Raw genomic sequence first — 22,145 nt, forward strand, 5'->3', positions numbered from 1 at the left:
ATACGGTCCGGAAAGACGCGCGGCGCCTTGAACCATTCGAGAAAGTCCCCGCGGGGGCTGAGTTCGATCCAGTCGTAACCCAGCTCTGCCACCTTGGACGGCAGCGCTTCGAGGCTGAGATGGCGGTGCATGAAGGGGTCGAGTGCGATTTTCACGGCTTGGCCTTTCCTGGATGTCTGTCCTGTGTCGCGCCGGCCCTCCGTTGATCCCTGGCCGGGCGCGTGTGGTGACTAGATGAGTGAGACGGAGCGCCCGCTGGTGGCGCTTTCCCGTGCCGCGTCGAGTACGGCGAGGGTGCGGGCGCCTTGCTTGGCGGTGACCGGGGGCGCGGAGCCCTCCCGCACCGCGGCCGCGAAGGCTGCGTAGTAGTCGTGGTAGCGGCCCTGCTCGGAGGGCACTTGGCGCGCGCCATCCGAGGTGCGCAGAACGCCCCAATTGCTCTCGGGCTCGAAGCCCCAGTTCTCGGGGTCCGCCGCCGGGCGCTTGCCGGCGAAGATCTGCTGCGCCTGCACGTCGGTGCTCTGCGACACGAAGCTGCCCTTGCCGCCGAGTGCGCGCAGCTCGCGCAGGTTGAGGAAGTTGCATTTGCTGGCGTTGATGTGGGAATGGGTGCCGGTCTCGTGTCGCAGCGTGATGGTGAAGCCCACGTCGGTCGGCCCCTCGGGCAGATCGAGGAAATCCATCTGCGCATCGACCTCGGTGACCGGACCGAGCAGCCAGATCATCTGGTCGACGAGATGGCTGCCGAGATCGCGCAGCAGCCCGCCGGTGGGGCCAGCCTCGAGCGTTGCCGGATCGTCGAAATCCATCCGCGAATGCACGCGCCATAGCGGGCCGAGGGTCTCGTCGCGCAGCACCTTGGCCAGCGTTTGCAGGTCCGCATCGTAGCGCCGGTTCTGATAGACGCCGAGCGTGATGCCCTTGGCCTGCGCAGCCGCGTCAAGCTCCAGCGCGGCCTCGGCGCTGGGGGCGAAGGGCTTGTCGGCGACCACGTGCAACCCCGCCTCGATGGCCTCCAGCACCAGCTCGCGACGGGTGTGCGGCGGGGTCGAGATGGTCACCGCATCGCAGACCCCGGCCTCGATCATCGCGGCAAGGCTCGGGTAGACCGGCAGGCCGGGCCAATCCGCGTTGGCGGCGGCGACGGTGCCCGGCGCCCGCGCCACGATGCCCGCGAGCGCGCAGCCCTCCGCGGCGTCGATGAACGGTGCGTGGAAGTGACGCCCACCGGTTCCGTAGCCGACAACTCCGATCCTCAGGGTCATGTGACCTGTCTCCTCCGTCTTGCGCGCCCGCCTCTGCTGCGGCGCGCGGGTCGTTCCTCAGATGTCCTGCGGTTTGAAATCCGAGACCGCGCGGGGCATCACCCGCTGCAGCAGCTCGACGGATTTCCCCAGCCCTTCCAGGCTGCCCAGCAAAACGTCCTCATGTTCGATCGACAGCCAGCCGTCATAGCCGGCCATCTTCAGGCGGTAGCAGAACTGCCGCCACCATTCCTCGCCGTGGCCGAAGCCGAGCGTGATGTAGCTCCAGCTCCGCGCCGGGATGTCCATCAGCGAGCCGGTTTCGAGCAGGCCCGACACGGCCTGCACCGGCGCGTTCAGAAAGGTGTCCTTGGCGTGCACGTGATAGATCGCTTCGCCCAGAGCCTCGGCCGCCACATGCGGATCCGCGCCCATCCAGATCAGGTGCGACGGGTCGAGGTTGGCACCGACCAGCGCCCCGATCTCGCCGCGCAGCTTCAGCAGCGAGGGCACGTTGTGCACGCATTGGTTGCCATGCAGCTCGAGCGCGATACGGCTGACGCCCGCCGCCTGTGCCAGCCCGACGACTTCGGTCCAGAACGGCAGCAGCCGCTCTTCCCACTGGTAGCGCAGGATCGCCTGCGTCTCGGGCGGCCAGGAGGACACAACCCAGTTCGGCATCCGGTCTCCGGCGCAGCCCTCGGGCAGGCCGGACATGGTGCAGACGGTCCCCAGCCCCAGCTCACCGGCGAGCCGCAGGGTGTTCTTCAGGCAGTCGCCCTGCGCCGGGTCGGTCGGGTGCAGCGGATTGCCATTGGCGTTGAGGCTGATGATCTCCAGCCCGCGCGCCTCGAATTCCCTGAGATAGGCGCGACGCTTGTCGGCGCTGGCCAGCAGGTCGTTCAGGTTAAGATGCGGCGCGGTGGACCAGCCGCCGGTGGTCACCTCGATGCACGAGACGCCCATGCGCTGCGCGTGGTCGAGCATCTCGGTGAAGCCTATGCCGCCGAGGCTGTCGGAGACGAAACCCAGCTTCATGCGTAGACCTCCGGACGGTCGATCATCGCCACGGGGGTCTTCACGCCCGATGCCAGCGCGGTGACGCCCGCCTCGGCGACCACGGCCGCGGCGTATCCGTCCCAGGCCGAGGCCCCCTGCTCGGGGAAGGCCCCGCCCTGCACGAAGCGCAGGAAGGCGCGGTTCTGCTGGCGGTAGGCATCGAAGTAGCGCCCGCGCCAGTCGGCCTCGAAAGTGGTGGATTGGGTCTGCGTGCGGTCGAGCCGCGTGTAGGCGACGTGGTTCATCGAGATGCTGGCAGCCTCACCCACCAACTCGGCGCGCACGTCATAGCCATAGGCCGCATTGTTGTTGATCTCGATGGTCACCAGCTGGCCGCCTTCGGTTTCCAGCACCATGACCACAGGGGCGACGAGCGCGTCCGAGCGCTTCGGTTGGAAGGCAGAAATCGAGGTGTATTCGGTGCCCAGCACACGGCGCACCACATCGAACTCGTGCGGCGCGGAATTGGTGATCGCCATGGCGCCGGTGAACTCGGCGGCGGGCGTTTCGAGGTTGCGGTGGAAGTTGTGCATCATCAGCGGGCGGCCGAGCGCGCCGGCGGCCAACGCCGCGGTCATCTCGACGTAGGAGGGATCGAAGCGCCGCATGAAGCCCAGCTGCACGAAGCGCGCGGCGGCGGCCTGCTCGGCCTCCATCACCGTGATGCACTCCTGCGACGACTGCGAGAGCGGTTTTTCGCAGAGCACCTTCTTGCCAGCCCGGATGCAGGCGAGCGAGAGCGGCGCATGGGTGAAATCGGGGCTGGCGATGATCACCGCGTCCACGTCGGACCGGGCGATAACCCCCTCTGGATCACTGGCCGCGTCCTGCGCGCCCAGCCGGTCCGCCACCGCCTTCGCCCGCGCGGCGTCCATGTCGCAGACCACCTGCAGCGCGGCGCCGGGCAGTTCCTCGGCGACGATCCTCGCATGGTCGGCGCCCATGAGGCCCGCTCCGATGATGGCAATTCGGGTGGTCATTTTCTCAATCCACGGGGTTTTGGGGTGGGAATTCTGGGGGGTGACCCGGCTGACACGGGGGCCGGGTCACCATTGGGGATGCGGTTCGGGAGTTTCCGCATCCCCAGAAGGCTCAGTGGGCGGGCGGAGGATGCCCCTCGTGAGTCTCCATGTAGCCTTCGATCGACGCTTCGAGGTCGGCCATGGACTCGCCGCCGGCCATGAGGTCCGCGATCTCCTCGCGCGACTTGTCGCCCTTGCGGAAGTCCGCCGCGATGGCGCCGCGAATCAGCACCGCGAAATGGTCGCCCACCGCCATGGCGTGCATCACCTGGTGGGTGATGAAGATCACCGCGAGGCCGCGCCGCTTGGCCTCGTTCACGATGCGCAGCACGTGGGCGGCCTGCTTGACCCCCAGCGCGGCGGTCGGCTCGTCGAGGATCAGCACGCGCGCCCCGAAGTGCACGGCCCGGGCAATGGCCAGCGACTGGCGCTCCCCGCCCGACAGGCCGCCGACCAGCCGGTCGCCGTCGGTGATCCGGGTGATGCCGAACTTCTGCACGGCATCCACGGCGATGGCGTTGGCCTTCTGGCGGTCGAAGACCTTGAACGGCCCCCAGCCCTTTGTCGGTTCGGCCCCGACGAAGAAGTTCCGGCCCACGGACATCAGCGGGTAGGTGCCGCCGAACTGGTGCACCGTGGCGATGCCCATCTGCTGCGCCTGCTTGGGGTTGGTGAAGGTCACCGGCTCGCCGTCCATCAGCATCTCGCCGCGGGTGGGCTTGTGCACGCCCGAGAGGGTGCGGATCAGGGTGGACTTGCCCGCGCCGTTGTCGCCGAGCAGGCAGAGCACCTCCCCCGCATGCACCTTGAGGCTGATTTCATGAAGAACGTCGATCGGGCCGAAGCTCTTGTCGACATTGCGCATTTCAAGAACGGGTGCGGTCATCGCTCACTTCCCCTTTTTCGAGGTCGACATCGAGGTCGCCATGTTGCGGAAGGTGTCGTTCATCAGGACCGCGATAAGCAGCATGACACCGATGATGAGCGACGAGAGGTTGCGGTCGAAGGGCGTGTAGCCGATGCCCTGCTGGACGATTGCGAGGGTCGCGGTGCCGAAGAAGACGCCCGCCACGGTGCCGAAGCCGCCGGTCAGAAGCACCCCCCCGACAACCACCGCGATGATGCAGTTGAAGATCAGCGCGAAGTTGGTGGTGGTGGTGGCCGAGTTCGACAGCACCGTCTCGCAGACACCCGAGAGGGCAGCGGCCATGGCGGTCAGGATGAACAGCGAGATCTTCAGCTTGTCGATCGGGATGCCGGCGTTGCGGGCGCTTTCCTTGTCGCCGCCGAGCGCGAAGATCCAGTTGCCCCAGGGCGAGAGGTGCAGCAGGTAGTAGAGCGCCGCGGCGATGGCGATCCACCAGAAGACCGAGGACTGGAAGCCCCAGAAGTGATAGTCGCCGAAGAGGAACTTGGCCCAGGCCGGCGAGGTCAGCGCCTGGCTCGTGGTGTCCGTCAGCAGCAACGACAGGAAGAGCGTCAGCCCGGAGACCGAGAAGAGCGTGGCGAGGGTGACGATGAGCGAGGGCACCTTGGTGCGGGTCACCAGCATGCCGTTGATCCAGCCGACCACGAAGGCGATGCCGAAGGTGATCAGCAGGCCGACGACGAAGGGCAGCCCGTAGAAGCCGCAGGCGACGGCCATCGACATCTTGGCGGCGGGCACCATGGCCCCGATCGAGATGTCGAGCTCTCCGGCGATCATCAGGAAGCCGATGGGAATGGCGATGATCCCGATGGTCGATGCCATGTTGACCCAGGACGAGGTGCCGAAGGGCGACAGGAAGTTCCGGTCAAACCCGAAATACGCGAAGAAGACGAAGACCAGTACCATGCCCATGAAGGCGCCAACCTCGGGACGGCGGAACAGGGCGCCGATGGAAAAAGACGGCGTGGCGGCGGGCCGCGCGGGTTTCGATGTCTGTGATGTGGTTTCCATGGTCATACGGTTCTCTCTGGCAAAGATGCGGTCTCCGCGGGCACCCTCGGGGTGCGCGAGCGCCGGGCGGGACGTCCCGGGCCTTCTGGCCCGGGACCGAGGTCGCGGTGACTTAGCGGGCGCCCTTCGAGACACCGGCGAGCGCGGTGTCGATGTTCGAGGCATCGACGATGGCCGGGCCGGTCAGCACCGGGTCGGTGGCCAGCTCGGTGCCGAAGTCGATGTGGGCCGCGAGCATCGAGGTGGCGAGGAAGCCCTGCAGGTAGGGCTGCTGGTCGATCGCCATCTTCTGGGTGCCGGCCTTGATCCGGTCCAGCGCGGACTCGCTGAGGTCGAAAGAGCCGACCATCACCCGGTCCTGCGCGCCGATCTGGGCGACGGCGTTGGTCGCGGCATCGGCGGACCAGGCGGCCAACGAGATCACCGCGTCGATCGACTGGTCGGCGACCAGCTCGGACTTGATGGATTCCGCGGTGCCGGTAATGTCGCCATCGAGGTTGGCCGGGGTGCGCAGGATGATCACCTCCGAGCCGCCCTCCTCGCCGCCTTCCTTGACGCCGGCGCAGCGACTTTCGTGGTTGACCGCGCCCGGGGTGTGAATGTGGCAGAGGATCTTCTTCGCGCCCTGCTCGGCCATGTAGGCGCCGCCGGCCTTGCCCGCGACGAACTCGTCCGAGCCGAAGTAGTTGATGCCGTGGACGTCGTCCTTCACGTCCTGGCCCGAGTTGTACATCATGATCTTGATGCCCTTCTCGGCCGCGGCCTGCAGCGCGGGAACCTGCGCCTCGGGGACCCAGACCGGGATTGCAATGCCGTCGACGCCCTGCGCAACGGCCTGGTTGATCAGGTTCACGAGATCGGGGCCGAAGTTGTCGTAATTGGGCGTGCGCAGGTAGTTCACCGAGCCGCCGTTCGCCTCGACCATCAGGGTCGCGTCGTCCACGCCCTTCTTGATCAGGTTGAAGAACCCGTCCTCGATCGAACCGGCGATCACCGCGATGTTCGCCGCGGAGGCCGGAATGGCGGTGGCTGCGAGAACGGCGGCGCAGACGGTCGCTTTCAGGGTCTTGGTCAGTTGCATGCGTAGTTCCTCCCTGGGGTACGTCACCGCCTTGTGGCGGCAGTCAACGTCCGTGGCTCCGGTCCCGCGCTCCTCTTGCGGTGTCCCGGCGGACAACTCGGCTGGTGCGCAAAAGCCTTACGGCCCCTGCACATGCGTCGCGGCGTGGGGCCGCGGAAAACCTGTGAACTCCTCCATGTGACACGGCTCCTCTGCCGCATCTGCCAGGGCTCGTCGCCGCTGGTCCCTGAACATTGCCGATTGACATAAATCAGATCAATCGTACCAATTGATGCAGATGCATTTCGTATCAATATGTCTCATGCCGATGCCATGGTGAAACAAAATGAGACAAATGGAGCAGGTCATGTCACGTCCCACGATCAAGGATCTGGCACGGGAGGCGGGGGTCTCGGTGGCCACCGTGAACCGGGTGATCAGCGGTGCCGAATCCGTGCGCCAATCCACCCGCGAGATCGTCCTGAACGCCGCTGAAAACATTGGTTTCTATGGGCTTGGCACGATCGAGAACTCGGTCTTCCAGGGGCGCGAGACCCACCGCTTGGCGATCCTCCTGCAGCAGGGCCACAGGGTGTTCTACCGCGGATTGGGGAACGCCCTCATGCGCGCCGCAGAGGCCTTTGCAGGCGCAAACATCTCACTGGATCTGGAATATCTCGACGACCTCTCCCCGGACCATGTGGCCAGCAGAATCACCGCGCTCGGCCAGACGTCGGAATCCCTGGGAGTGGTCGCCGCAGAGCACCCGATGGTCTCGGACGCGATCTCATCGCTGATGGAGAAGGGCGTGCCGGTCTCCGCCCTGATTGGCCCGCTCTCGGCCCGCGGCAACGTCGGCTACGTCGGGCATGACAATTGGAAGAAGGGCCGGATGGCCGGTTGGGCCTTCCACAAGTGCTGCCACAAGCCGGGCAAGATCGGCATCCTTCTCGGCAACCACCGCTACCGCAACCAGGAGATCAACGAGAGTGGCTTCCGCTCCTATTTCCGCGAGCACAATTCCGACTTCGTCCTGCTTGAGCCGCTGCCCACGTTTGAGTCCGCCGCGGTCGCGCGTGAGATGACCGAAAAGCTGTTCCAGGAACATCCCGACATGTGCGGGCTTTTCGTCTCCGGTGGCGGCATCACCGGCGCGGTGGCGGCGCTGCGCGAGCGCAAGCCCGGCAAGGAGTTCGTCTGTGTCGCCTACGAACTCTTCGATGTCACCAAGGCGGCCCTGATCGACGGGACGATCACGATGACCCTCTCCTATCCGCTGGAAAGCTTCGCCCGAGAGATCATCGAAACCATGGTCAAGGCCAAGCGGCTCGGTCCCGATGCCGGTGCGCAAAGGGTCAACATCCCCTTCGACGTTCATACGTCGGAAAACGTCTGACGGGAGCCTCTGGCCAGCGCGCAAACAATTACTGAGCCGCCATGAGGTCCAGCCGGGCCTTATTCATTGAAATTCAACGCGATATCAGGGTCCGCTCCACGGCCCAAAAGGGATTTTTCCAGCCCATGCCGGGCGGGAGGCTGAGGCGCGCAGTCCCGACAACTCTTTGTTCATTCATCAGTCAGCGCCGTGACCATCCGGTGTCGCCGGTTTCGGAACTTACAAGGGATCGACAGGCAACACTGTCGCGGTGCCATGTGATCGGATTGGATGGCTTGAGTGGGCGGACCATACCACGATTGTTCCGCGCATCCCGAAGACGACAAGGGCCCGCGCCGAACGGCGCGGGCCTTTTTGCATTACGGGACCCTGCACTCAGAGTCCGCCGAAGTGGAAGGCCTTGGTCTCCAGGTACTCCTCGATACCCTCCTGCGCGCCTTCGCGACCGAGGCCCGAGGCCTTCACCCCGCCGAAGGGCGCCTCGGCGTGGCTCACCGCGCCGGTGTTCAGCCCTACCAGCCCCGCCTCCAGCGCCTCGCCGAAGCGGAAAGCGCGGGCCATGTCGGTGGTGTAGAAATACGCCGCAAGGCCGAAGGGCGTGCCGTTGGCGATCGCGAGCGCCTCCTCCTCTGTCTCGAAGCGGAAGATCGGCGCGACCGGGCCGAAGGTCTCCTCGGAGGCGAGGCGCATCTCCTGCGTGGCACCGGTCAGCACCACCGGGTCAGCGAATTGCGCGGGCAGATCGCGGGTCGCCGTGGCGCGGGTTGCACCCTTGGCCAGCGCGTCTTCGACATGGGCGGTGATCTTGGCGATCGCGGCGGCGTTGATCATCGGGCCGATGTGGGCGCCTTCCTCGGTGCCTGCACCAACCTTCAGCGCGTCGACCTTCGCCGCCAGCGCGGCGACGAAACGATCGTGAATGCCGGACTGCACGAGGATGCGGTTGGCGCAGACGCAGGTCTGCCCGCCGTTGCGGAACTTGCTGGCCATGGCGCCCTCGACCGCCGCCTCGAGATCGGCGTCGTCGAAGACGATGAAGGGCGCGTTGCCGCCGAGCTCCAGCGACATCTTCTTCAGCGTCGGCGCGCATTGCTCGGCCAGCAACGCCCCGACCCGCGTGGATCCGGTGAACGACAGCTTGCGCACCACCGGCGAGGCGGTGAGCGTCGCGCCAATCGCCTCGGGGCGGCCGGTCAGCACGTTGAGCACGCCCGCCGGAATGCCCGCGCGCTCGGCCAGCACGCAGAGCGCCAGCGCCGAGTAGGGTGTGAAGTCCGAGGGCTTGATGACCATGGTGCAGCCCGCCGCGAGGCCGGGTGCCACCTTGCGGGTGATCATCGCGTTGGGGAAGTTCCACGGCGTGATGATCGCGCAGACGCCCACCGGTTCCTTCATCGCGAAGATCTTCTTGCCCGGCACCGGGCTGGGGATGATGTGGCCGTTGATCCGCCGCGCCTCTTCGGCGAACCAGCGCACGAAGGAGGCACCGTAGAGGATCTCGCCCTTGGCTTCCGCCAGCGGCTTGCCCTGCTCGGCGGTGAGGATCAGCGCAAGGTCATCGGCATGGTCGAGCATAAGCTGGTACCAGCCCATCAGGAGGTCGGCACGCTCGGCGTGGGTCTTCTTCTTCCAGGCCTTCATCGCCTGCTCTGCGGCAAGGATCGCTTGCGTGGTCTCATCGGCGGTGCAGTCCGGCATGTGGCCCAGGACGCCGCCGGTGGCGGGGTTGGAAACCTCCATGTCGGCGCGGGCGATCCACTGCCCGTTGATCAGCGCCGCCTCGCGGAAGAGGTCGGGATCGCTCAGGCTTTCGCGGATGTCGGCGGCGAAGGCGGTGTGAAGGGTCATGGCTCAGGCCTCCAGGGCGGCGATGACGGCCGCGGTGATTTCATCGGTGGTGTTCAGGCCGGGGCGAATGCCGATGCCCTTGGCGGTCGCCGCCTCGATGGCGGAAAGCACCGCGGCCGAGGCCTCGGCCTCGCCGAGGTGGTCGAGCATCTGCGCCACCGACCAGATCGCGGCGATCGGGTTGGCGATGTTCTTGCCGGCGATATCGGGTGCCGAGCCATGCACCGGCTCGAACATCGAGGGCGCCGAGCGGTCGGGGTTGATGTTCGCCGAGGCGGCAAAGCCCAGCCCGCCCTGGATCGCCGCGCCGAGGTCGGTGAGGATGTCGCCGAAGAGGTTCGAGGCGACCACCACGTCCAGATCCTGCGGCGCCATCACCATCTTGGCGGCCATGGCGTCGATGTGCATGTGGCTGACGGTGACATCGGGATACTCGGCGGCCAGCGCGCGCGTCACCTCGTCCCAGAACACCATCGAGTATTTCTGCGCGTTGGATTTCGTCACCGAGGTCAGATGTCCCCGGCGGCTGCGCGCCTGCTCGAAACCGAAGCGCAGGATGCGCTCGACCCCGGCGCGGGTGAAGACCGAGGTCTCGACCGCCACCTCGTTGTCCTTGCCCTCATGCACGCGGCCACCGGCGCCGGAGTATTCGCCCTCGGTGTTCTCGCGGATGCAGAGGATATCGAAGCCCTCGGCCTTCAGCGGCCCCTCGACCCCGGCGAGCAGCCGGTGCGGGCGGATGTTGGCGTACTGGTTGAAGGCCTTGCGGATCGGCAGCAGCAGCCCGTGCAGCGACACCGAGTCCGGCACCGTCGCAGGCCAGCCCACGGCGCCGAGGTAGATCGCGTCGAAGCCGCGCAGCGTCTCGATGCCGTCCTCGGGCATCATCCGGCCGTGTTTGAGGTAATACTCGCAGGACCACGGGAAGGAGGTGGTCTCGAAGGCGAAACGCCCCTTTGCGACGGCGCCCAGCACTTTCATCGCGGCATCGGTCACGTCAACGCCGATCCCGTCACCGGGGATCAGGGCAAGGTTATAGGTCTTCATGGAAAGCTCCCCAATTCATAGGTCGATCAGTACGGACTTGCTGCGCCGGTTTGCAAGGTAGGCCTCGCGGCCGAGATCCTTGCCGAGGCCCGAGGCCTTCCAGCCGCCGGTCGGCAGGATGTGGTCGCGTGAGCGGCCATAGCGGTTGATCCAGACGGTCCCGGCCTCGAGCCGCCGCGACAGGCGCAGCGCCCGGCTGACGTCGCGGGTGAAGAGGCCGGCGGCCAGCCCGTAAGTCGGATGCGCGGCCAGCGCCATGGCCTCTTCCTCGCCGTCGAAGGTCTGGAAGGTGGCGACGGGTCCGAAGATTTCCTCGGTCACCGCCGGGTTGTCCTGCGTGACCCCGGCGATCAGCGTCGGCTGGTAGTAGCTGCCCTCGCGCGCGAAAGGCGCGCCGCCACAGAGGATCTCGCCCCCCTGCCCTGCCGCCGCCTGCACGATGCCGTCGATCCGCGCCATCTGCCCGGCCGAGATGATCGGCGAGAAGCCGGCTTCCGGGGCCAGCGTGTCGGCGGGCAGATGGCGGGCGAAGCGCTCCTTCAGCCGCTCGGCCAGCGCCCCGGCGATGCCCTGCTCGACAAGGATGCGCGAGCCCGCGACGCAGAACTGTCCGGCGTTGGGCAGGATGCCCCGCTCGAGGCAGTCCGCCGCCAGATCGAGATCGGCGTCGGCGAAGACCACCATGGGGCTCTTGCCGCCCAGCTCCAGCGTCATCGGCTTTATCCCGGTGCGGGCGATGTTCTCCATGATCGCCGCGCCGGCACGGGTCGAGCCGGTGAAGGACACCTTGTCGATGCCGGGATGGCCGGTGATCGCGGTGCCGGTGACCGGCCCGTCGCCCAGCACCACGTTGATCAGCCCGGCCGGGATACCGGCCCGCACCGAGAGCTCGGCTAGGTAGAGAGCGCTGTAGGGGGTCATCTCTGAGGGTTTCAGCACCACCGCATTGCCCGCCGCAAGCGCCGGACCGAGCTTCCAGCCCGCCATGGAGATCGGGAAGTTCCACGGGGTGATCGCACCGACAACGCCGTAGGGCTCGTCGGCGATGAAGCCGAAGGCGCTGTCCGAGGTCGGCACAAGCGCGCCGCCTTCCTTGTCGGCGAATTCGGCGAAGAAGCGGATCTGCTCGGCGGTGACCAGGACGTCGCCGACCCGTGCCTGTGCCAGCGGGCGCGAGGAACAGACCGCCTCGAGATAGGCCAGCGTGTCGGCCTCCGCTTCGATCAGGTCCGCCCAGGCGTGCAGCGCTTTCAGCCGTTCGCGCGGTGCGATGCCGCCCCAGTTCGACGCGGCGCGGGCCGCACGCGCGGCCTCGACCGCCTCGCCCACCAGCGCGGCATCGGCGCACGGGATCCCCCCGATGCGCTGGCCGGTCGAGGGAGAGATCACCTCGATGGCAGCGTCACCGGGCACGTAGCGACCCGCGATGAAATGTCCGCAGGGCAGCGGGATGTCGAAGCCGGGCATGGCGTCTCCTGTCGTTCCTTGCCCGCAATCTGCGCGCCCGCGCCCGGCGGAAGCTGCCGAAAGCAGGGCTGCGGCAGAATTCTCTGCGGGATGCGTCCCGCTGGCAGATTATTCTGCCTCGCGCGTCCCTTCTGCCTTGAGCCATGCACCGATCGGTGCGGGCCGGGCCGGGGGTTGGGCGCGCAGGCGGCCCACATCCCGCGGTGCCAAGCCCGCCGCCGCTGCGATGATCTCTGCCCCCGACAACTGGCAATAGCGGCCCTGGCAACGCCCCATGCCGACCCGCGCGAGCGACTTCGCCCGGTTCGCCTCGGGCCCCGAAAGCGGGAGCGTGGCTCGCAGGTCGCCCGCCGAGATGCCCTCGCAACGGCAGACGGTGGTGGTGTCTGGCAGGGTCCGGATCATCTCGGCGGGCCAGGGAAAGGCCTGCGCCACCCCATCGGCAAACCGCTGCATTCGTTTCAGTCGGCGCAGGATCGAGGCAGAGTCGGGGTGCGGCAGACCGAGGTCCTGAAGGCAGGCGATGGCGGCGGCGCGGCCGGCGAGCTCGGCCCCATCCGCCCCGAGGATGCGCACCCCGTCACCGGCAAGATAGAGCCCCGTGCCAGCGCGGCCCAGCGGATCGGCCCGGGGCAGCCATTGCGCGAACGCGGAATTCCAGTCGAAAGCGGCCCCGGCGAGATCCGCGAGCGTACCATCGGCGCGCAAGTGCCAGCCAAGGCCCACCATGTCGCAGGACGTCTCGCGCGCGCTGCCGCGCGCATCCTGCCAGTGCACCGCCGTCGGACCGGCCTCGCCGGTCTCGATCCGCGTGAGAGAGACGCCGGCATGGTAACGCCGGCCAAGCGCTGCGCGCAGCCGCAGGCCGCGCAGCGTGACCAGAGGGCGGGCCATCACCATGCGCAGTCCGCCCTGCAGCTGCGCTCGCATCGGCGCGGTGTCGAGCACCGCCGCCACTTCCGCCCCGGCTTCCAGAAGCTGCGCCGCGAGCAGGGTCAGCAGTGGCCCCGAGCCGGCCAGCACGATGCTCCGGCCAAGCGCGACGCCCTGCGCCTTGAGCGCGATCTGCGCCGCGCCCAGGGAGTAGACGCCGCCCGCCTGCCAGCCCGGCACCGGGGCGAGCCGGTCGGTGGCGCCGGTGGCGAGGATCAGCCGGTCGTAGGGAACCTCCTGCCGCGCCTCGCCCAGCACATGCGCCACGCCAGCGCGAAGCGCCATCACCGAGCGTTGCGGCAGGTAGGTCACCTTGCCCCCGGCCACCAGCCGGTCGAAGGTGGCATGCAGCGCGACCGCCTTCGCGGCCTCGGATCCGTAGAGCTTATCCGGCGGGCGCGTGAAGCCTTCGGGCGGGCGGCGGTAGATCTGCCCCCCGGCACGGGCGGCCTCGTCCACCACCACCGGATGCAGCCCCGCCTCCACAAGGGCCTCGGCCGCGCGGATCCCAGCAGGTCCGGCGCCGACGATCAGCACGCGTGTCATGCGGTGCCCCCTGTTCCGCCCGGCCAGTGCGCCGCGCCCGGAGCGCTGCGCAGCCGCATCCCCTCGCGCAACGGGGTCGAGCAGGCGCGCAGGCGCGGCCCTTCCTCCCGCCATATCCAGCAATCCTGGCAGGCCCCCATCAGGCAGAAGCCCGCCCGCGCCTCGGGGCCGAACTCGGCCTGGCGGAGCGCGCGGCGCGACAGCAGGATCGCGGTCAGCACCGTGTCGCCCTCGAGCCCGGTCAGCGCCTCGCCATCGAAGTCGAAGCGGACCGTCGCGCGGGCGGTCTCGGCCAGCCGGACGAGCCGCCCGCCGCTCATTCCGCCGCCTCGGCGTAGGTCGCCGGGCGCGGCAATTCGGGGAACCGCGCGCAGGTGGCTTCGAAGGCCGCCTCCACGGCCTCCGCGCCGCTGCCCTCGATCCGGCGGAAGATCTCGGTCTTGGTGAAGAAGCGCCAGTGGATCGGCAGCGCAGCGAGGATTTCGGTCAGCCGGTCGTAGGCCTCCGCGGTCCAGCGCGCCTCGTATCCCTCGCGTTCGGGGCCAAAGTGGAAGAAGCTCTCGGAAGGCGCCGGCATCGCAGCGCGTGCAGCTTCCGTCGCCTCTTCGTCGACCTCACCTTCCTTCAGGATGACGCCGTAGTCGCGCGCGGCGGCTTCGGCCGAGACATAGCCCCGCGCCACGTCGCGGGCGACACGCCAGGGTTCCCGTTCCGCCGGGTTGCCGCGCCCACCGCCACCCGCCGAGCGGACCTCGAGCACATCGCCCGGCTGCAGGATCGCGGTGTCCTTCGAGCCCATGCGCCGCTCATCGGGGGTGCCGGGATTCACCACCATATCGGCGAGCCCCGCCGCCCGGCCACCGCCCGTGCCCCACGGACGGAAGAACGAACGGTCGCGGTTGCGCGCGGTGATGCGGCTATCGGGAGTGAAGACGCGGAAGGCCATCTCGGTCGCCAGCCCGCCGCGCCAGCGCCCGGCGCCGCCGGTGTCGCGCGCCAGCCCGTATTTGACGAATTCCACCGGCACCTCGGTCTCGGTGATCTCGATCGGGGTGTTCTTGAGATAGGCCGCATCCGCGCCAGAGCCGTTGGTGCCGTCGCGATGCGGCATGCCGCCGCCGCCGCCGACCACCGGGTTCACCGCCGCGATCACCGTCTTCCGGCTGCGCTCGTCGCGGGTCATCACGTTGACGATGCAGTTGTTGCCGGCAGGTGCCGCGGGCATCCGCTCCGGGATCGCCTGAGCAAAGGCCCCGAAGATCACCGAGCGCAGCCGCGCGCAGGTCAGCGAGCGCATCCCCACCGCCGCAGGCGACACCGGGTTGAGCACCGTGCCCTCGGGAGTGATGCAGGTGAAGGGGCGCGTCAGCCCGGTGTTCAGCAGGATGCGCGGGTTCAGCGTGTAGAGCACGTAGTAGACGCCCACGAGCAGCATCGTGTGCCGCGGATCGCCGCCCGAGGGCACGTTGAGCGAGGAGGCCAGCTGCGGATCGGAGCCGGTGAAGTCGAGCACCGCCTCCTCGCCGCGGATGGTCAGCGTCAGCTTGAGACGGCAGGGGTTGGCCTCGTCGCTGTCCTCGTCGGCGTAATCGGCAAAGACGTACTGGCCGTCCGGGATTTCAGCCAGCACCGAGCGCGCCTGCGCCTCGGCCTGATCCAACAGCGCCGCGACGCCCTGCACGAAGCCCTGCTTGCCGAAACGCTCGATCATCGCATGCACCTTGCGCTCGCCGGTGCCGAGCGCACCGACCAGCGCCTTGATATCGCCGATGTTGAGCGCGGGCTTGCGCACGTTGGTCGACATGATCTTCAAGATCTGCTCGTCGAAGACCCCCTCACGCACCAGTTTCATCGGCGGGAAGCGCAGGCCTTCCTGGTGGATCTCGGTCAGCGAGCGCGACAGCGAGGCAGGCACCGCGCCGCCCATGTCGGTGTTGTGGATGTGCCCGCCGGTCCAGGCGACGATCTCGCCGTCGGCGAAGACCGGCTTCCACAGGTGGGTGTCGGGGGCGTGGGTCGCCACGTGGCCGGAATAGGGATCGTTGGTGAAGGCGACGTCGCCGGGCCGATACTCTTCCTCCACCATGTCGATGGCGCGGCCGTAGGTCAGCCCCGGATACCAGGTCGCGCCCAGCTCCATCGGCACGGCAAAGGTATCGCCCGCGCGGTCCATCAGCATGACGGTGAAGTCCTGCGTCTCCTTGACGAAGGCGGAATGCGCGGTGCGGTGCAGCGTATGGGCCATGTTCTCGGCCGCGGCGCGGGCATGGTTGGCGAGCACCTGGAGGGTCATCTTGTCGAACATGGGTCAGTCCTCGAACTGCAGGTGAATGTTGAGATGGCCGTCGACACGCACCCTTGCGCCCGCCGGAATGGCAAAGGTCGTGTCTTCCTGCGCGACGATGGCAGGGCCGTCGAAGGTGGCCCCCGGGGCGAGCGCAGCGCGGCTGTGCAGCGGCACCGGGCGCCAGCCGCCGATATGCACCTGCACCTCGCGGCTATCGCCCGCCTCGACCTGCGCCAGCTCGGCAAGATCGGGCTTGGGCCCGGCACCGATGGCCGAGAGCCGCAGGTTGACCATCTCGATCCGACCCTCGGGGTCGTCGAAGTCGTAGATGCGGCGGTGGGTGGCATGGAAGGCCCCGGTGATCCGGTCGAGGTCCGAGAGCCAATCGGGCGCCAGCGCCACCTCGATCTCGTAGCTCTGCCCGGCGTAGCGCATGTCCGCCGAGAGCTTCAGCTCGATGGCGCCGTCATGGCCCTGCGCCTCGAGCCAGGCGCGGCCCTCTTCGGAAAGCGCGCGGAACTGCTCCTGCAGCAGCGGCAGCCGCGCCGCGTCGAGATCGGCAAAGACGGTGCGGATGAAGTCGCCCTTCAAGTCCGCCACCAGCCCGCCAAGCGCCGAGACCACGCCCGGGCGACGCGGCGCCATGACGCGCGGCATGCCCAGCTCGCGGGCGAGAAAGGCGCCCAGCATGGGACCGCCGCCGCCGAAGGGCATCAGCGCGAAATCCCGCAGGTCGACCCCGGCGCGGGACGACAGTTTCTCGACCTCGACGAACATTTCCGACACCGCGATGTCGAGGATCGCCTGCGCCGTCTCCTCGACGCCGCGCCCCAGTTGCGCGGCCAGAGCGCCGACGACCTCGCGCGCCAGGTCGACCTGCATGTCGAGCTGGCCATAGGCCATTTCCGAATGCCCCAGCCAACCGCAGACCGCCATGGCGTCGGTCACCGTGGCGCGGATGCCGCCGCGCCCGTAGCAGGCCGGGCCGGGCACCGAGCCCGCGCTCTCCGGCCCCACGCGCAGCACGCCATGCGCGTCGACCGAGGCGATGGAGCCACCGCCGATCCCGATAGAGCTGACCGAGACCGAGGGGATGTGCAGCGGGAATTCACCCACAAGTTCGTCCGAGCCGAATTGCACCTCGCCGTCGATGATCAGCGCGAAATCGGCCGAGGTGCCTCCGATGTCGAGCGTCAGGATGCGGCTCTCGCCCGCCTGCCGCGCCAGCCAGGCCGCGCCGATCACCCCCGAGGCGGTGCCCGAGAGCAGCATCGACACGCAATCGCGGCGCCCCTCTCCAGCGGTCATCACGCCGCCGTTCGACTTGGTCAGCATGGCGCGGGCGGGCACGCCCTGCGTGGAAAGCCGCGCCTCCAGCGCCTCGAGGTAGCCCGAGACGCGCGGGTGGACGTAGCCGTTGAGGATCGCCGTCGATGTGCGTTCGTACTCGCGGATCACAGGCCAGACCTCGGAGGAGGCAAAGACGAAGAGCTCCGGCGCGAGGGCCTCGATTTGCTTCCGGATCTCGGCCTCCTGCGCGCTGTCGCGCCAGGAGTGCAGCAACGCCACGATGATCCCCTCCGCGCCCGCTGCCTTCGCCCGGGTAACGGCCTCGGCCACGGCACCCTCGGGAGCGTCGCTCCGCCGTCCGTCGGCGCGCATCCGCACCGGCAGGCCGAAGATCATGTCGCGCGTCACCAGCGGATCGGGGCGCTGGCAGAACAGCGAGTACATGTCCGGCATCCGCAGTCGCGCGAGCTCGATCACGTCCTCGAAACCCGCGTTGGTGAACATCGCGAGCTTCGCGCCCTTGCGCTGGATGATCGTGTTGATGCCCACCGTGGTGCCATGCACGAAGCGGCTGACCGCCGACGCATCCAGCCCCTCTCTCTCGGCCAGCAGATCAAGCCCGGTGCGCAGCTCGGCGCCGGGATCGTCGGGCGTGGTCAGCACCTTGAGCGAGGCGATGCGCCCCGAGCGGGCCTCGAGCGCACAGAAGTCCATGAAGGTGCCGCCGATATCGACACCGATTTTCCAGTCTTCCGCCGGGAGTTGGCCGTCCATGGGTCATCGCCTTTCGTTCCGTTTGCCCCAGTCGAGCAGAGGACGGAGCGGCGGTCCAAGTCGGATGCAGCCAGGACCCATAAGTCGAGCCTATGGGCGGGAGAGGCCCTCGGGCAGAAGCGCGCGGATCTGTTCGCGCATGAGGTCCTCGGCGCGCGACAGGGACTTGCCGCGCAGGGTCAGCAGCGACAGCGGAAGCGCGGGCGCTCCGTCCAGCGGGCGGATCTCGATCCCGTCGAACTGCTCCCAGGGCAGCAGGGAATCGACCACGGCAATCCCCAGACCCGCCTGCACGAATCCGACTGCCGAGATCGAGGTGTCGATTTCCAGCCGCGGCTCGAAGCGATGCCCCAGGCGGCGCGCCGCCTTGTCCAGCTCGTCGAAGGGGCGCGTGGCGGAGCGGTAGGAGATGACGAATTCCTCGCCAAGGTCCCCGAGCGCGATGGCTGCCCGCGCGGCGAGCGAATGGCCCTTCGGCAGCAGGCAGCAGAACCCGGTGCGGCCCAGGACCTCGACCTCGATGTCCTCGGGCATCTGGTCGGTGAGCGCCAGCGCAAGCGCCGCGTCGCCCTCGCGCAGCATGGTGCGCAGCGATTGCACCGGCGCCACGTTGCAGCGCAGCGCAATATCGGGGTGCCGGGCCCGGAAGGCCGCCATGACCCGCGGCAGCAGCGACATGGCCGGCGGGGTCGAGCAGCCGATCCGCACCAGCCCGGCCCGACCCTGCCGCAAATCCGCGGTCATCCGGCGCAGCCCTTCCAATTCGCCGAACAGCCGCTCGGCCTCGGGGTAGAGTTCGAGCGCCTCGGGCGTGGGCTTCAGCCGCCCCTTCTCGCGGTCGAAGAGCGCGAAACCCAGCTCGTCCTCGGTGTGGCGCAGCACTTGGCTGAGCGCGGGCTGCGAGATATTCAGCATCCGCGCCGCCTCGGTCACCGTGCCCGCCCGCATCACCGCGGTGAAGACTTCAAGCTGACGTGCGCGCATGGGCCGCTCCATAGGTCTGACTTATGACACTCGTCATATCCCGTCTTTGACCGCAAGGCCCGCGACGGGCTTTCCTGCCGCGAGACGGAAAGGATGTGTCATGCAGGTGATCGTACTCGGCGGCGGATTGATGGGCAGCGCGACGGCCTTCTTCCTGGCGCGGCGCGGCATCCGCGTGCGGCTGATCGAGCGCGGCCATGTCGGTGCCGGGGCCACCGTCGCCTCTTTCGGCAACATCCGCCGCACCGGCCGGGCGCTCGAGCAGCTGCCGCTGGCGAAGCGCTCGCTCGACCTGTGGAACCGCACCGGGGAGCTGCTGGGCCGCGACGTCGAATTCCGCGCCACCGGCCACCTGCGGCTGATCTTCGACGAGGCCTCGCGCGCCGACATGCTGCGCTTTGCCGAGGCAGCGCGGCCCTGGGGACTGGAGCTCGACCAGCTGGAGCCGGCGGAGATCCGGCGCCGCTTTCCCGGCCTCGGCCCCTCGGCGATCGGCGCCAGCTTCTCGCCCCGCGACGGCAGCGCCAACCCGAGGCTGGTCGCCCCCGCCTTTGCCGATGCAGCCGCCCGCGCCGGGGCCGAGATCATCGCCCACGCCGGCGTACCGCGGATCGAGAAGACGGAGGCCGGCTTCGAGGCCCGCACCGCGCAGGGTACCTTCGGCGCCGATGTGCTGGTCAATTGCGCCGGGGCATGGGGTGCCGAGATCGCCCACCACTTCGGCGAGCCGGTGCCGCTGACCGCACACGGCCCGCAGATGGGTGTGACCGAACCCCTGCCCCACCGCATCCTGCCGGTGGTCGGCATCTGGTCGCAGGACAGCGGCGCCTACCTGCGGCAGGTCGAGCGCGGCAATGTGGTCTTCGGGGGCGGCGTGCCTCGGGTGCCGGTGGCAGAGACTGGCTTTGCGCAATACGATCCCGCCGGGCTGACGGTGCAGCTCGCCAAGGTGGTGCAGCTCTGCCCCGCCCTCGCCGACGTGGCGATCATCCGGCAATGGTCGGGCTGCGAGGGGTACCTGTCGGACATGCTTCCGGTCATCGGCGCCTCTGGCACCACACCGGGGCTCTTCCATGCCTTCGGCTTCTGCGGCCACGGCTTCCAGCTCGGGCCCGGCGTCGGCGAGACCATGGCCGAGCTCATCGCGACCGGCACCAGCACGACGCCTATCGCGGTGATGTCGATCGAGAGGTTCGCCGCGTGAGGTCAGAATTTCGCCACCTTGCCCCATTGCGAGGTCTCGAAACGGCTCAGCTTGTACTGCGCCGTCTCGGTGATCGGCTCGCGCCCTGTCAGCATGTCCGCCACCAGATGCCCGACGCCCGGCCCGATGCCGAAACCGTGGCCCGAGAGGCCCGACGCCAGCGTCAGACCGGGGATGCCGATGTCCGTATCGATCACCGGCACGCCGTCGGGGGTGCTGTCGATATAGCCCGCCCACTTGGCCTGCACCGGCACATTCTCGAGCGCGGGAAGCAGCTTGCGGGCGCGGGCGAGGGTTTCATTCACGAGGACCTCGGACGGCTTGGGATCGAGGATGCGCATCCGCTCCATCGGCGTCTCGCGGTCGAGCGCCCAGATCTCGCGCGTCTCGAAGCCGGCCTTCCATGCCTGCAGGCCACCCGGCGACAGGGCGCGCCAGCGCTTGGCGAACATCGGCAGGAAATGCTTGGCCCCGCGGATCGCGCCGGGCGTGGGATCGAGGTTGCTGCGCCCCGAGATCGCCAGCGTGTGCGCCCCGTCGCCGCGTCGGGTGATCGAGACGGCGGCAGTGTGCAGCGCCGGCGGCAGCCCTTCGGCGCCGGGGGCCACCGACAGGATCGAGCTGCGCACCGAGGCCTGCGGGAAGAAGATGCCCGACTGGTGCAGGAAGCTCGCCGCCCAGGCCCCGCCCGAGAGCACCACCTGTTTCGTGCGAATCGTGCCCTTCTCGGTGATCACCGCCGAGACCGTGCCGCCGGATGTCTCGATGCCGCGCGCCGCGCAATTCTGGATCACCGCGCCGCCGTGCTTGAGGATGCCCCTGGCGATCAGCGGTGCCGCGCGCGACGGATCGGCGATCCCGTCGGTGGGCGACCAGACGCCGCCCGCCCAGCTCTTGCCGGTCGCGCTGCCGCGCTCGGCCGCCTCGGCGGCGCTCAGCATCCGCGTGTCCACCCCCTCGCCGCGGGCGAAGATGCCCCAGCGCGCCCAGCCGTCGAGCTCGGCCTGATCGTCCGAGAGGTAGAGCAGCCCGCAGCGCCGGAAGCCGAGGTCCTCGCCGATGTCCCCGGCCATCTCCTCCCAGAGCGAGAGGCTCTTCGTCGAAAGCGGCAGCTCGCGCGCGTCGCGGTTCTGCTGGCGGCACCAGCCCCAGTTGCGGCTCGACTGCTCGGCGCCGACGCGGCCCTTCTCGAGCAGCACCACCTTCATCCCCGCCCGCGCCAGCCAGTAGGCGGCGCTGGTGCCGACGATGCCCGCCCCGATCACCACGCAATCGGCGGTTTCGGGCAGGTCGTTCCGGGTCTCGATGTGCAGCAAGGGGGCGGTCATGGTCTTCTCCTGTAGTCCCGGAATCTTCTACGATGGTGCCCCCAGATGCATGTGCCGGATCACGGGCCCGTCACGGCATTTCCTGTCGAATGCGGTTGACTTGGGGGCCGCTCTGCCCTTCACAAGGAGCGTACGGCGCGCAGACTCCGAGGAAAAAAGACCATGACCCCCCGTTACAAGCTCGACCGGATCGACCTGAAGATTCTCGCCGAGTTGCAGCGGAACGGCCGGATCACCAACGTCGAGCTGGCGGACCTCGTGCACCTGTCGCCCTCGCCCTGCCTGATGCGGGTCAAGAAGCTGCAAAAGGCAGGCTACATCACCGGCTACGCGGCGCAGATCGACATGGCAAAGCTCGGCGAGACGCTGACCGTCTTCACCGAGTTCACGCTGAGCAACCATCGCCAGATCGATTTCGCGCGCTTCCAGGAGGCGCTGGAGAAGGTCGAGTGCTGCGTCGAATGCCACCTCGTGTCCGGCGGCTACGACTACCTCGCGAAATTCGTGACCGCCTCGATCTCGGATTACCAGACGATCATCGAGGGGCTGATCGACCGCAACGTCGGCATCGATAAATACTTCAGCTTCGTCGTGATGAAGACACCGTTCTCCAAGACGCAGATGCCGCTGACCCACCTTTTCGCCGACAAGGTCTGAGGGGCGCGGCGCAGGGTCATGGGGACACGGCGCGGGAGCCTCGGCACCCGCGCCACGCTG

18 protein-coding genes are annotated in these 22,145 nt (G+C 68.3%); 3 read left to right on the plus strand and 15 right to left on the minus strand.

The window, feature by feature from the left end:
• Positions 1-230: 230 nt before the first annotated feature.
• The 6 genes from IQ782_RS25675 to IQ782_RS25700 form a co-directional block, all read right to left on the minus strand.
• Positions 231-1,265, minus strand: a complete 1,035-nt coding sequence (locus IQ782_RS25675) for a Gfo/Idh/MocA family protein (protein WP_194137530.1) — start codon at positions 1,263-1,265, stop codon at positions 231-233.
• Positions 1,266-1,322: 57 nt separating this feature from the next.
• Positions 1,323-2,282, minus strand: coding sequence for a sugar phosphate isomerase/epimerase family protein (locus tag IQ782_RS25680; protein ID WP_194137531.1), 960 nt, complete (start codon positions 2,280-2,282; stop codon positions 1,323-1,325).
• The gene (locus tag IQ782_RS25685) at positions 2,279-3,283 is read right to left on the minus strand and encodes a Gfo/Idh/MocA family oxidoreductase (protein WP_194137532.1); all 1,005 of its coding nucleotides are present in this window, start codon (positions 3,281-3,283) and stop codon (positions 2,279-2,281) included. Before IQ782_RS25685 ends, IQ782_RS25680 begins: the two co-directional genes overlap by 4 nt.
• 112 nt (positions 3,284-3,395) lie before the next feature.
• The gene (locus tag IQ782_RS25690) at positions 3,396-4,211 is read right to left on the minus strand and encodes an ATP-binding cassette domain-containing protein (protein WP_194137533.1); all 816 of its coding nucleotides are present in this window, start codon (positions 4,209-4,211) and stop codon (positions 3,396-3,398) included.
• Positions 4,212-4,214: 3 nt separating this feature from the next.
• Entirely contained in the window at positions 4,215-5,270 is a 1,056-nt protein-coding gene (locus IQ782_RS25695; protein WP_240989578.1) for an ABC transporter permease, read from the minus strand.
• Positions 5,271-5,376: 106 nt separating this feature from the next.
• Positions 5,377-6,345, minus strand: a complete 969-nt coding sequence (locus IQ782_RS25700) for a substrate-binding domain-containing protein (protein WP_194137534.1) — start codon at positions 6,343-6,345, stop codon at positions 5,377-5,379.
• 346 nt (positions 6,346-6,691) lie between these two features.
• On the opposite strand from IQ782_RS25700, the gene IQ782_RS25705 reads away from it, so the two are divergent.
• Positions 6,692-7,720 carry a LacI family DNA-binding transcriptional regulator gene (locus IQ782_RS25705; protein WP_194137535.1) on the plus strand — a complete coding sequence of 343 codons (1,029 nt, stop codon included), beginning with the start codon at positions 6,692-6,694 and terminating at the stop codon, positions 7,718-7,720.
• Between the two features lie 375 nt (positions 7,721-8,095).
• On the opposite strand, the gene IQ782_RS25710 is transcribed toward IQ782_RS25705, so the two are convergent.
• From IQ782_RS25710 to IQ782_RS25745, 8 genes are all read right to left on the minus strand, one after another.
• Positions 8,096-9,568: an NAD-dependent succinate-semialdehyde dehydrogenase gene (locus tag IQ782_RS25710; protein ID WP_194137536.1), complete on the minus strand. Its 1,473-nt coding sequence runs from the start codon at positions 9,566-9,568 to the stop codon at positions 8,096-8,098.
• Positions 9,569-9,571: 3 nt separating this feature from the next.
• Complete coding sequence (locus IQ782_RS25715) at positions 9,572-10,615, minus strand: tartrate dehydrogenase (RefSeq protein ID WP_194137537.1); 1,044 nt, start codon at positions 10,613-10,615, stop codon at positions 9,572-9,574.
• 15 nt (positions 10,616-10,630) lie between these two features.
• Entirely contained in the window at positions 10,631-12,082 is a 1,452-nt protein-coding gene (locus IQ782_RS25720; RefSeq protein ID WP_194137538.1) for an aldehyde dehydrogenase family protein, read from the minus strand.
• A gap of 108 nt (positions 12,083-12,190) precedes the next feature.
• Positions 12,191-13,561 carry an NAD(P)/FAD-dependent oxidoreductase gene (locus tag IQ782_RS25725; RefSeq protein ID WP_194137539.1) on the minus strand — a complete coding sequence of 457 codons (1,371 nt, stop codon included), beginning with the start codon at positions 13,559-13,561 and terminating at the stop codon, positions 12,191-12,193.
• A complete protein-coding gene (locus tag IQ782_RS25730; protein ID WP_194137540.1) occupies positions 13,558-13,881 on the minus strand; it encodes a (2Fe-2S)-binding protein in 324 nt (107 codons plus the stop codon). The genes IQ782_RS25725 and IQ782_RS25730 overlap by 4 nt, the downstream gene beginning before the upstream one ends.
• Positions 13,878-15,866: a hydantoinase B/oxoprolinase family protein gene (locus tag IQ782_RS25735; RefSeq protein ID WP_194137541.1), complete on the minus strand. Its 1,989-nt coding sequence runs from the start codon at positions 15,864-15,866 to the stop codon at positions 13,878-13,880. The genes IQ782_RS25730 and IQ782_RS25735 overlap by 4 nt, the downstream gene beginning before the upstream one ends.
• 3 nt (positions 15,867-15,869) lie before the next feature.
• A complete protein-coding gene (locus tag IQ782_RS25740) occupies positions 15,870-17,912 on the minus strand; it encodes a hydantoinase/oxoprolinase family protein (protein ID WP_194137542.1) in 2,043 nt (680 codons plus the stop codon).
• 90 nt (positions 17,913-18,002) lie between these two features.
• Positions 18,003-18,896 (minus strand): LysR family transcriptional regulator, encoded by an 894-nt coding sequence (locus IQ782_RS25745; RefSeq protein ID WP_194137543.1) that lies wholly within the window; start codon positions 18,894-18,896, stop codon positions 18,003-18,005.
• Between the two features lie 100 nt (positions 18,897-18,996).
• Here IQ782_RS25745 and IQ782_RS25750 point away from each other — a divergent pair, with 100 nt between their 5' ends.
• Complete coding sequence (locus tag IQ782_RS25750; protein ID WP_194137544.1) at positions 18,997-20,100, plus strand: NAD(P)/FAD-dependent oxidoreductase; 1,104 nt, start codon at positions 18,997-18,999, stop codon at positions 20,098-20,100.
• Positions 20,101-20,102: 2 nt separating this feature from the next.
• On the opposite strand, the gene IQ782_RS25755 is transcribed toward IQ782_RS25750, so the two are convergent.
• Positions 20,103-21,428 (minus strand): NAD(P)/FAD-dependent oxidoreductase, encoded by a 1,326-nt coding sequence (locus IQ782_RS25755; protein ID WP_194137545.1) that lies wholly within the window; start codon positions 21,426-21,428, stop codon positions 20,103-20,105.
• 162 nt (positions 21,429-21,590) lie between these two features.
• Between IQ782_RS25755 and IQ782_RS25760 the strand changes: the two genes are divergently transcribed.
• Positions 21,591-22,085 carry an Lrp/AsnC family transcriptional regulator gene (locus IQ782_RS25760; protein ID WP_095882641.1) on the plus strand — a complete coding sequence of 165 codons (495 nt, stop codon included), beginning with the start codon at positions 21,591-21,593 and terminating at the stop codon, positions 22,083-22,085.
• Positions 22,086-22,145 lie beyond the last annotated feature (60 nt).

The organism is Salipiger mangrovisoli, assembly GCF_015223355.1.
Taxonomy (GTDB): Bacteria; Pseudomonadota; Alphaproteobacteria; order Rhodobacterales; family Rhodobacteraceae; genus Salipiger; species Salipiger mangrovisoli.

Bases quoted from the DNA above. Each gene is read 5' to 3' on its own strand.
- IQ782_RS25700 (WP_194137534.1), bottom strand. From the start codon at position 6,345: ATGCAACTGACCAAGACCCTGAAAGCGACCGTCTGCGCCGCCGTTCTC.
- IQ782_RS25685 (WP_194137532.1), bottom strand. From the start codon at position 3,283: ATGACCACCCGAATTGCCATCATCGGAGCGGGCCTCATGGGCGCCGAC.
- IQ782_RS25730 (WP_194137540.1), bottom strand. From the start codon at position 13,881: ATGAGCGGCGGGCGGCTCGTCCGGCTGGCCGAGACCGCCCGCGCGACG.
- IQ782_RS25675 (WP_194137530.1), bottom strand. From the start codon at position 1,265: ATGACCCTGAGGATCGGAGTTGTCGGCTACGGAACCGGTGGGCGTCAC.
- IQ782_RS25690 (WP_194137533.1), bottom strand. From the start codon at position 4,211: ATGACCGCACCCGTTCTTGAAATGCGCAATGTCGACAAGAGCTTCGGC.
- IQ782_RS25745 (WP_194137543.1), bottom strand. From the start codon at position 18,896: ATGCGCGCACGTCAGCTTGAAGTCTTCACCGCGGTGATGCGGGCGGGC.
- IQ782_RS25740 (WP_194137542.1), bottom strand. From the start codon at position 17,912: ATGGACGGCCAACTCCCGGCGGAAGACTGGAAAATCGGTGTCGATATC.
- IQ782_RS25725 (WP_194137539.1), bottom strand. From the start codon at position 13,561: ATGACACGCGTGCTGATCGTCGGCGCCGGACCTGCTGGGATCCGCGCG.
- IQ782_RS25720 (WP_194137538.1), bottom strand. From the start codon at position 12,082: ATGCCCGGCTTCGACATCCCGCTGCCCTGCGGACATTTCATCGCGGGT.
- IQ782_RS25735 (WP_194137541.1), bottom strand. From the start codon at position 15,866: ATGTTCGACAAGATGACCCTCCAGGTGCTCGCCAACCATGCCCGCGCC.
- IQ782_RS25695 (WP_240989578.1), bottom strand. From the start codon at position 5,270: ATGACCATGGAAACCACATCACAGACATCGAAACCCGCGCGGCCCGCC.
- IQ782_RS25760 (WP_095882641.1), top strand. From the start codon at position 21,591: ATGACCCCCCGTTACAAGCTCGACCGGATCGACCTGAAGATTCTCGCC.
- IQ782_RS25715 (WP_194137537.1), bottom strand. From the start codon at position 10,615: ATGAAGACCTATAACCTTGCCCTGATCCCCGGTGACGGGATCGGCGTT.
- IQ782_RS25750 (WP_194137544.1), top strand. From the start codon at position 18,997: ATGCAGGTGATCGTACTCGGCGGCGGATTGATGGGCAGCGCGACGGCC.
- IQ782_RS25705 (WP_194137535.1), top strand. From the start codon at position 6,692: ATGTCACGTCCCACGATCAAGGATCTGGCACGGGAGGCGGGGGTCTCG.
- IQ782_RS25755 (WP_194137545.1), bottom strand. From the start codon at position 21,428: ATGACCGCCCCCTTGCTGCACATCGAGACCCGGAACGACCTGCCCGAA.
- IQ782_RS25680 (WP_194137531.1), bottom strand. From the start codon at position 2,282: ATGAAGCTGGGTTTCGTCTCCGACAGCCTCGGCGGCATAGGCTTCACC.
- IQ782_RS25710 (WP_194137536.1), bottom strand. From the start codon at position 9,568: ATGACCCTTCACACCGCCTTCGCCGCCGACATCCGCGAAAGCCTGAGC.